General features: G+C 34.8%; 8 protein-coding genes and 2 pseudogenes. 7 read left to right on the top strand and 3 right to left on the bottom strand.

The genetic code is table 11. The features are described from left to right. The 7 genes and pseudogenes from AFK68_RS24855 to AFK68_RS24830 form a co-directional block, all read left to right on the top strand. Positions 1–403, top strand: a 403-nt coding sequence (locus AFK68_RS24855) for a redoxin domain-containing protein (protein WP_094675959.1), incomplete at its 5' end; no start/stop codon positions are given. Between the two features lie 600 nt (positions 404–1,003). Then, entirely contained in the window at positions 1,004–1,738 is a 735-nt protein-coding gene (gene pyrH / locus AFK68_RS24850) for a UMP kinase (protein ID WP_094675957.1), read from the top strand. Then, the gene (gene frr / locus AFK68_RS24845; protein ID WP_094675955.1) at positions 1,719–2,267 is read left to right on the top strand and encodes a ribosome recycling factor; all 549 of its coding nucleotides are present in this window, start codon (positions 1,719–1,721) and stop codon (positions 2,265–2,267) included. Before pyrH ends, frr begins: the two co-directional genes overlap by 20 nt. Positions 2,268–2,525: 258 nt before the next feature. After that, positions 2,526–3,232 (top strand): annotated as a pseudogene (locus tag AFK68_RS24840) (geranylgeranyl reductase family protein); the annotation flags it as partial. A 1-nt stretch (position 3,233) separates the two neighbouring features. After that, positions 3,234–3,792, top strand: a pseudogene (locus AFK68_RS46390) (dehydrogenase); the annotation flags it as partial. Positions 3,793–4,525: 733 nt separating this feature from the next. Further along, the gene (locus AFK68_RS37320) at positions 4,526–4,666 is read left to right on the top strand and encodes a hypothetical protein (protein WP_168186643.1); all 141 of its coding nucleotides are present in this window, start codon (positions 4,526–4,528) and stop codon (positions 4,664–4,666) included. A 633-nt stretch (positions 4,667–5,299) separates the two neighbouring features. Beyond that, positions 5,300–5,881 carry a hypothetical protein gene (locus tag AFK68_RS24830; protein ID WP_143438222.1) on the top strand — a complete coding sequence of 194 codons (582 nt, stop codon included), beginning with the start codon at positions 5,300–5,302 and terminating at the stop codon, positions 5,879–5,881. Positions 5,882–6,408: 527 nt separating this feature from the next. Here the strand turns inward: AFK68_RS24830 and AFK68_RS24825 are convergent. From AFK68_RS24825 to AFK68_RS24815, 3 genes are all read right to left on the bottom strand, one after another. Next, the gene (locus tag AFK68_RS24825) at positions 6,409–7,176 is read right to left on the bottom strand and encodes a pentapeptide repeat-containing protein (RefSeq protein ID WP_094675951.1); all 768 of its coding nucleotides are present in this window, start codon (positions 7,174–7,176) and stop codon (positions 6,409–6,411) included. 226 nt (positions 7,177–7,402) lie between these two features. Next, on the bottom strand, positions 7,403–8,086 hold the full coding sequence (locus AFK68_RS24820) for a pentapeptide repeat-containing protein (protein WP_246844446.1): 684 nt from the start codon (positions 8,084–8,086) through the stop codon (positions 7,403–7,405). A 705-nt stretch (positions 8,087–8,791) separates the two neighbouring features. Further along, a complete protein-coding gene (locus tag AFK68_RS24815; RefSeq protein ID WP_210407606.1) occupies positions 8,792–9,553 on the bottom strand; it encodes an amino acid ABC transporter substrate-binding protein in 762 nt (253 codons plus the stop codon). Between the last annotated feature and the right edge of the window lie 581 nt (positions 9,554–10,134).

Genomic DNA, 10,134 nt, shown 5'->3' with positions numbered 1-10,134 from the left:
GTATTATATTTACAGGATTAAACAACTACAAAAAGACTTTCAAGAACAAGGAGTAATAATAATTGGTATGAATGCTAATGATGCAATAATTTCTCCACAAGATAGCTTTGAAAAAATGAAAGAATTTGCTACTAATAATGAACTGAATTTTCCCTATGTTCGGGATGTAACTCAAGATGTGGCAATCAGTTTTGGTGCTGAGAAAACTCCCCTGGCTTTTTTATTAGATCGAGAAGGAAAGTTAAGATATTGTGGCTTAATAGACGATAATGTTAATCAGCCAGAAGTAGTAGAAGTTGCTTATTTACGTCAGGCGATCTCCCAAATTATGGAAGCTAAAATAGTAACTCCATCTACTACACAAGCTCTTGGTTGCTCAATTAAATGGCGCTATAAATTATGATTCAAAATTTATATGGTTGGATTGAATCAACAAAATAAAGCGTCGATCATCCTTGATCAGGTAAAGTTATTTTTATTCTTTTATGTTCCCTGTTAAGGTGTTCCCTAGAACCTATAATTTTTCACGGAAAAATCAAGGTATCAAGCCTTCTATTTTAAGAGAAAAAAAGTGCTCTAGTATTTCCTTATATTCAATTCCATTACGGTTTTAACCACCAGGTAATTATCCATTATCAATTAATGAACTCAGCAGTATGATAATTGCTAAGTCATCAGATAAAATTAGTTACACAAAATTCAATCTGAATCCCCTATCCAGTTACAGCAGTTTCCCATATATTGACAGTTAAGAATGGGCGAGTTTAGAAGTTATCCCGGTTATGACTACTACAAAGTTTACCGGAGCAGACCCTCAATACTTCTATCCAATACTTATAAAACACTTTCGCAAAGACTGCTCCGAAAAAAAATCATAAACAACTGAAGAAATACCACTTTCTCAATTTTTATCCTCTAATTCCCAAGAATAAAATAGTCGAAAAAAGTAACTCAACTGGTATCGTATTGTGGAAGCAACTTTAGTTGAGAAAATACTCACAGCATGGGGACAGTTTATCAACGGGTTTTGCTCAAGTTGAGTGGCGAAGCCTTGATGGGAAGTCTGGGCTATGGCATTGACCCAGCAGTAGTCCAAGGAATTGCTCAGGAAGTGGCCGAAGTAGTGGCCACAGGAATCCAAATGGCAATTGTAGTTGGAGGCGGTAATATTTTTAGAGGTGTGAAAGCAGCTTCTAAGGGAATGGATAGGGCAACAGCAGATTATGTTGGTATGATTGCCACTGTGATGAATGCTATTACCTTACAGGATGCCCTGGAACAAGCAGGAGTACCAACAAGAGTCCAAACAGCGATCGCTATGCAGGAAGTGGCCGAGCCTTATATTCGTCGCCGAGCTATTCGTCATCTAGAAAAAGGGCGAGTAGTAGTTTTTGGTGCGGGTTCTGGTAATCCATTTTTTACCACTGATACTACTGCTGCTTTGAGAGCGGCAGAAATTGAGTCAGAGGTGATTTTTAAGGCCACTAAAGTTGATGGGGTTTATGATTCTGACCCACATAAGAATCCAGAGGCCAAACTATATAAGTCCCTGACTTACGGGGAAGTCTTAACTCAAGACTTACGGGTAATGGATAGTACGGCGATCGCTCTTTGTAAAGAAAATAATATCCCGATTATTGTATTTAACCTTTCAGTTTCGGGTAATATCTGTAAAGCTGTTATGGGAGAAAAAATTGGAACTATTGTAGGAGGTTTTGATGAATCTAGAAGAAGCTGAAGATAAGATGCAAAAAGCAGTTGAAGCGACTAAAAATTCTTTCAATACTGTTAGAACTGGAAGAGCTAATGCTTCTCTTTTAGACAGAGTAATGGTAGACTATTATGGAGCTCCGACTCCACTCAAATCTATGGCAAATATTGGGACTCCAGATGCTAGTACAATTACTATTCAACCTTTTGATAAAAGTAGTCTCAGCTTAATTGAAAAAGCAATTAATATGTCAGATGTTGGTTTAACTCCCAACAATGACGGATCTATTGTTAGGTTAAATATTCCTCCACTAACAACTGAACGTCGCCAGGAAATGGTTAAGTTAACAGCAAAACTTGCTGAAGAGGGGAAAGTTTCTGTCCGGAATATTCGTCGTGATGCCGTAGATTCAGTTCGTAAACAAGAAAAAAAGAGCGATCTTTCTAAAGATGAATCACGAGATTTACAAGACAAAATTCAAAAGAAGACAGATAAATACATCGCCAAAATAGATGAGTTATTAGCTGCTAAAGAGAAGGATATTAGGACGGTTTAAAAAATTCTTGAACATACAGATAAACAAAAGTCAAAAGTAAAAAATTAAAAGTTCAAACACCTCTAGATCGACAAGGTATTCAAAATCAAGTATCTTAGAGAATAATAGGTAAGGTGGGAACTCTGTGACTTTTGCAGGGGGAGGTTTTATAGATGGTTTAAGCAAGTCAATAACTTATCTATATAAACTTCCCCTACTCAATAGGTATTTTCCCATTCTCACAAATCATAAAAAATCTCACTATTAAAGTTAGAAGAAATGTTTGATTGTATAATCGTAGGAGCAGGCCCGGCAGGAAGTACAGCAGCTTATCATTTGGCTAAAAAAGGACGTTCTGTTTTAATCATAGAAAAAGAATCTTTACCTAGAGTTAAAGCTTGTGGTGGTGGGGTATCTCCAGCGATCGCTCAATGGTTTGACTTTGATTTAAGTCCAGCAATTTCTCTGAAAGTCAAAAAAATTCGTTATACATGGAAATTAGAAGACCCTGTAGAAGCAGATTTGCCTGTTCCTATGTGGATGGTAAAACGGGATGTTTTCGATCATTTTCTGATCCAAAAAGCTACAGAACAAGGTGCAGAATTAAGAGACAAAACAGAAGTTACAGGGATTGAATTTAAAAGTGATCATTGGGAAGTTAAAACAAATACGGAACCTGTTACTGGTCGTTATTTAATTGCTGCCGATGGAGCTAAAGGCCCAATGGCTAAATGGTTGGGTTTTAAAGAATCTAAAAAACGCCAAAGTATAGTTTTTGAAGCACCATTAAATGAGTCTAATCAAAAAGCTAGCTTTGAATTTGGTTCAGTTAAAAATGGAAATATTTGGGGTTTTCCTAAAGCTGATTCCTATTCAATTAGTATTGCTACTTTTAGAGGTGGGGAACCCAAAAATATCTCTAAAGATTTGATAGAATATGCTCAACAAATTGGTGCAAATGTAAGTCAAGATGGATTATTAGAGGGNTGGAAATATTTGGGGTTTTCCTAAAGCTGATTCCTATTCAATTAGTATTGCTACTTTTAGAGGTGGGGAACCCAAAAATATCTCTAAAGATTTGATAGAATATGCTCAACAAATTGGTGCAAATGTAAGTCAAGATGGATTATTAGAGGGAGCTATTTCTCTATGGGATGGAGATAAAAATCTTCACACTCAAAATGCTGTATTGGCAGGAGAAGCAGCAAGTTTATCAGACCCTTTATCAGCGGAAGGTATTCGCCCTTCAATTTTTAGTGGTGTAAAAGCTGCTGAAGCAATAGATGAAGCTTTAGGAGGTAATGGGGATGCTCTGAAAAAATATACTCAGATAATCAATGAGGAATGGGGTGCAGATATGGTTTGGGCGGGTCGTTTAGCCGGAGCATTTTATCGGTTTCCGAAAGTAGCTTATAAAGTGGGGGTTAAGTTACCAGCAGCTACCACAGTAATGAGTAAAATTCTGTGCGGAGAATTGCGTTATGCAGATATTGCTAGTACTGCGATTAAAAAACTGAGTAGTAGTTTTTTGCCAGGCAGGGGTTAAGTAGNTAGCTTATAAAGTGGGGGTTAAGTTACCAGCAGCTACCACAGTAATGAGTAAAATTCTGTGCGGAGAATTGCGTTATGCAGATATTGCTAGTACTGCGATTAAAAAACTGAGTAGTAGTTTTTTGCCAGGCAGGGGTTAAGTAGGAAATTGCGGGAAGGGTGGGGAGTTTGGGGAGGGTTAGCAAATGGAATATTTTCTACTGAAAATGCTAACTTTTGGCAGTTCTAGGAACTGAAAAGCAAATTTAAGATACAACTGTTTACCTGATGGTAATTTTTAGAAAGATTGAGGATAGGGTGAAGTCAGAAACTTTTAAGGGGACGTTCAATAAAACGTCCCTAATGTCGTTAATTTAAACGAAAAGTTTTGAGACATATTGAGTTAGTAAAAGCCTACAAACAATAACTTAACTAAGTGGCTTTACTCTTCAGATATTAATCTTTTCTCTTTACCTACAGTAGCAACTGAAACCCAACCAATCCTACCTTTTTCCGGTCCTTCCAAAACCTTGACTTTAACCATTTTGAAAAATTTATTTGTCGCGTTTTCAAAAGATGAATCAGGGTTTGTTAAATTATTTGACTATTCATCTCCTCTGGTTGGGTGCTTCATAAAATGTGTTAACTATTGCTCTATACGCAATAGTCGGAAATTTTGACCATTCATCTCCTCTGGGGTGCTTCATAAAATGTGTTAACTATTGCTCTATACGCAATAGTCGAAAATTTTGACTATTCATCTCCTCTGGTGGAGTGCTTCAGGAAATGTACTAACTATTGCTCTATACGCAATAGTCGAAAATTTTGACCATTCATCTCCTAGAACAATCCGTCGTAACGCATCATTTTTAGATGTGTCATTCAACTAGCTTGATTATAGCTAGCTAGCTTGTTTATACTAGACCCAGATCAATTAAGAAACTCAAATAACTATTCGGAAAGGAATACAATATGGCATTTCACAAACTGAAATTGAATCAGGTTTTTGGAATTTCACGCCTATGTTCCTAAACATACCTATGTTGATAGAAACAATCTCGATCAAAAATTTAGATATTTGCTTGATTCTGGAAGCCACCTAGTTATTCATGGCGCTTCAAAGCAAGGTAAAACAGTGCTAAGAAGAAAAAATTTATTCAGATGAAAAATGTATTAAAGTTCATTGTACTAACAGAACAAATATTAGCCAAATATATTCTGAAATTATCAGGCAAGCAAAAGTTAAAATACCAACCGAAGTAATTAATCAATTTTCTGGTTCTGCAGATGCAAACGTTACAGTTCCAGGACTTGAGTTAAAAGGGGTATTTAATATTGGCAGACAAGAAAAACACGGATTTCAAGCTTGTAGTTTAGATAACACAAATTACATTGCTGAAGTAATCCAAAAAAACAACAAAAAAGTAGTAATTTAAGACTTTCATTACTTATCAAAGGAAGTAAGGGAAAAATTATCATTTGACTTGAAAGTGTTTTGGGATTGCTCTGTTTCTTTCATTATTATGGGAGTCTGGTCAGAGGATAATATTTTATCTTACTACAATGAAGACTTAAGTGGTCGTATTGAAGAAATAGATGTTCGATGGAAAAACGAAGAACTCGAAAAAGTTCTGGAAATGGGAGAAAGAAAATTACAAATTTCCTTTAGTGATAATATAAAAAAATCTATCTTAGATGATTCTAATGGAAATGTCGGTTTATTGCAGCTTATTGCAGGAAAAGTTTGTTTAGCATCAGGCATCACAGATAATAATTCTAGAAGCAACCCTACTATTAGTAACATTAATTCTCTAGCAAATTGTCGTTTACAAATATGTAGAGACCTAGTTCCAAGGTATCGTTTATTTAGTGAAAAATTTAGTAGAGGTTTTAATAATGAAGCTACCCAACCGATTTATGAGAGTTTACTACATATTTGTATCAAAGCAAGTGATGAAGAGCTACGGTTGGGTATACATAAAGACATTATTGGAGAGCGTCTCAAACATCTAGATATAGAAGTAAACTCACCATTGACTAATTATCTTAAAAGAATAGAGAATCTACAGTCAATAAGTGGAGTTTCTCCTATTGTGCTGTCTTAATAATACAGATTATCAAAAGGTTCAATTAGTAGATTACGACCTTTTATTTTTTCGCAAATATATTGGAAAAGATAACTTGCATTGGCCGTGGTCACGACAAGATTAGCCTCAAGTTTATCACCTCTTTTTTGATATTATTTATAATCATTTTAAGGGGATGAAAAAAATAAACCTTATACCAATTTAATAAAATATTGCTACAGTCACAACATAGGGAACAGGGAACAGGTATGGAGGGAATAGGGAAAGAAAAACATAATAAAAAAAGAGTAAAAAAGGTTTTATTTTTACAATTTATGGAATTTACAATTTTTTATTGTAGGAATAAATCNACATAGGGAACAGGGAACAGGTATGGAGGGAATAGGGAAAGAAAAACATAATAAAAAAAGAGTAAAAAAGGTTTTATTTTTACAATTTATGGAATTTACAATTTTTTATTGTAGGAATAAATCCCAAATTAAGATGTAACTGCCTTTTTTTAATTTGGTATTACTATTTCTAGAAGCACTGATAACTGAAATGACCTAAAATGCTAACCTTAATAAAGAAGGAAGTAAAGAACCTATAGCGTGTACAAATTGATTTGGTTTTTCAGGCTCTGGAGGATTCAAACGTAGGTCAATAATTTCAACCAAATATTCTGATAATTCTTCACCCTCTTTACTACCTTTAGAAACAAAAATCTCGCGAGATTTTTCAGCATCTGCAAGAGCCGCATCAAGATTTCCGAGGTCGGCAAGAGCCATACTTCTAGCAAAATAAGCAGCAGCTAAATCAGATTTCAAACTAATAGCTTGGTTATAATATTTAACAGCATCCTTATAATGTCCTGCTTTTGCTTCAGCAACTCCTAACCGATAAAAATCTTCAGCTTCTCCAACATTAGATGGCATTCCCACAACACCTAATAAAAAAGCATTTCTGAGGTCAACACCTGTTAAATTTGCACCTGTTAAATAAGCATTTCTTAAGTCTGTACCAGCCAAATTTGCACCAGATAAATTTGCACCAGTTAAGTTAGCACCAAATAAACTTGTACCAGCTAAATTTGCCCCAGATAAATTTGCCCCTGTTAAATTTGCCCGACTGAGATTAGCTCCACTCAAGTTAGCTCCTTCTAGATTAGCACCTTGAAGATTTGCCAAGACTAAACCAACACCAGTTAATTCGCAATTAGGACATTGTTTGCTAGATAATAATTTTTGTGTATGTTGAATATTCTCAGCAATGGCTGGAAAATTAGGAAAAACTGTAGTAAAAACTAAGACAGCAGAAAGGATTTTGAGTCTCATTTTTTAAATCTTTAAAAAGTAGCATATTTTGGTGCTATGTTAACACCAAATTGATAAATCTAAGCATAGATATGGAAGGTTATTTCACTCATCAGTTATCAGTACCGACTGCTGAAGCTAGAGGCTTGAAATACTCAAGTTTACTATTTTTTGGTTAAGAAGCCGGGTTTCTCAGGCGAAGTATAAAAGTCTCACGGAACAAGAAACCCGGTTTCTAGTTTCTAGATTAAGTTGGGATAGCTCTGCTAAATTCTTCATAACTTGTACCATCTGGCATAATTGTTGCTTGGAGAGCTGCTCCAGCCAAATTAATATCAGAAATATTAGCACCCAAAAGACTCGCTCCATTTAAGTCAGCAGCACTTAAAATAGCCTCTGTTAAATCTGCTCTCATTAAATTTGCGCCAATTAAATCTACTCCTGCCATATCTGCTCTGGTGAGGTTAGCACCAATTAAGTCAGCTTCATTAAGAATAGCTCTTCGGAAATTAACACCATATAGGTTAGCTCCATGTAAATCTGTTTCATAGAGGATAGCTCTTGAGAGGTCAGCATCTATCATATTAACTTGGCTAAAATTAGCACGACTTAGGTCTGCTCTGGTTAGTTTTGCTCCTGTTAAATCAGCTATGTTAAGTTTAGCTCCTACTAGAAGGGCACCTGACAAATTTGCTTCACTTAAATCAGCTCCAATTAGATTCGCTCCACTAAGATTGGCTTTGGCCAGGTTTACTCGACTAAGATTGGCCCGACTCAGGTTTGCACCTGTGAAGTCAGCTTCAAAAAAATTAGCGCCTTCTAAGTTAGCTTCTAGCAAATGTACTTCATGTAAGTATAGGCCACTGAAATTTCTTTCTCCTCTTGCATATTGCCTTAATAATTCGTCTATTTTCATTATTTGGTTAATCATAAATTTTCTTTGAAATATACTCGCAGCAGAATTGATAAACAGGATTTTATTTTGTTGATTTTGTCACTCAAATTTATCCTGCCTCATTATTTTTATACGGGTATTCAAAGATTAATTCAGAAGAGTGCATCTAAATTTTGAAGAAAGCCAAAAATTGATCGCTTTTAGGGAATAGGGAATAGGGAATAGGGAATAGGGAATAGGGAATAGGGAATAGGGAATAGGGAATAGGGAATAGGGAATAGGGAATAGGGAATAGGGAATAGGGAATAGGGAATAGGGAATAGGAAAAAAGTATTTTTGCGAATATTGAGATGCACCTAATTCAGAAAATCATACTTTCATTAATTGATAATGGATAATTATTTTTGTTTTCCTAGGCGACATGAATGCGGAGAATTCCGTCAGGAAAATTTTGCGGAAAGCTTTCCACAATAACTGCTGATAATTGCTATATTTTCAGAAGACATCTCCAATAATAAGAAATAAAATCAATTATCGTACATATAGCAATCCTCTAATATATTTGTGTATAAAAATCTTACCGCTTTTAGGGAAAAGCTCCAGAAGGCAACAGGCAACAGGCAGGAGTTTCAGTTTTTTTTGATCTACTTTTTGATTACCCGCAACCTATTTAGCGTTGCTATAAATAATAAATTGTTTCCCCCTGCTCTCTACTCCCTCTTTTCTGGAGATGTCTAGAAATTACCTCAAGTTTTCATAAGGAAATTTACCTTTTTTAGGGTCAAACCACTGCTGTAAAAGTTGGGTATTTCGATCACTAGCAATAGTCAGATCGACAAATTTATCCCAGTCTGGATTTTCCAATGGCAAAATACAACCATAATTTTCAAAAGTAAACGGAATTTTTGGAATTAGTGTAAAATCATTGAGATTTTTATTTTGTTGCCAAACTGCTCCTAATAACAAAATACCGTCACTAGCAATAGCATCAATTTTCCCCTCAGATAATTGATTAATTCCTTCTGCTCTATTAGAAACTTCTTGCCAATTTGCATTCGGATAAATAGGTCGAAATTCCTCTTCAGTTGTTGTGTCTTCTAATAAACCTATTGATATTTGTCCTCTAGCACCTTTGAGTGGATCAAACCTTTCTGCATCTGTTTTTTTTACTAATAATTGAATTCCTGTAGTGAAAAAAGGAATGGAAAAATCTACTACTTCTTCCCTAGCATTATTAATAGTTGTAGCAGCACAGACAATATCTAGTTTCCCATCTTCGATTAATTTAAAACGGTCTTCTAGAGATATTTTTTGCAAGTCTAGTTTAATTTTTTTACCCAACTCTTCCTCTAGACGTTGATGAATTAATTTAATTAATTCAACTGAATAACCTTCTAATTGATTGGTTTGATTGTTAATATAGCTAAATGGAACAGCATCACTTCTGACTCCCGCTTTTAATACACCCGTTTTTTGAATTTTCTCTAATACAGTTTCTGCCAAAGTTGGCAGAGGAAAACTAATAAAAAATATAGTGATTAAATAGCTAATTATTTGATTTAAACAGGAAACAGTAAGCAGAAAGCTGGAAGAAGATGAGTTAATCATAAAAATCAATATTAGGAAATAATTTTACAATTTTTGTTTNAAATAGAACTCAAAAGATTTCCGAAAAGATTTAAACAGGAAACAGTAAGCAGAAAGCTGGAAGAAGATGAGTTAATCATAAAAATCAATATTAGGAAATAATTTTACAATTTTTGTTTTAGGGAATAGGGAATAGGTAGGTCTAATTAAACGTTAAAAAAATTGTAGGGGCGGGTTTAACTGAAAGGTTTGATATTTCCGATATAGTCCATTAAACCCGCCCTAAACTTGTTCCCTTTATTTATGCTCACCTACTTAATTCAGGAAACAGGGAATATAAAAGAACAAAAACAACTTGACCTCAGTAACTTGAGCAACACTATAATATAGGAAAAATAAAAAAATATTGTACCTTGTTAATATCAGGAACGGTTTAATAGTAAGTAGGTACACAAAATTAATTACCGAATAATTAAGGTTTAAAGCCTCTCATAATC

It is taken from the genome of Hydrocoleum sp. CS-953 (assembly GCF_002260545.1).
Classification (GTDB): domain Bacteria; phylum Cyanobacteriota; class Cyanobacteriia; order Cyanobacteriales; family Microcoleaceae; genus Trichodesmium.
Note: the sequence above shows the minus strand (reverse complement) of the source record. Positions and strands in the feature narration are given on the sequence as shown.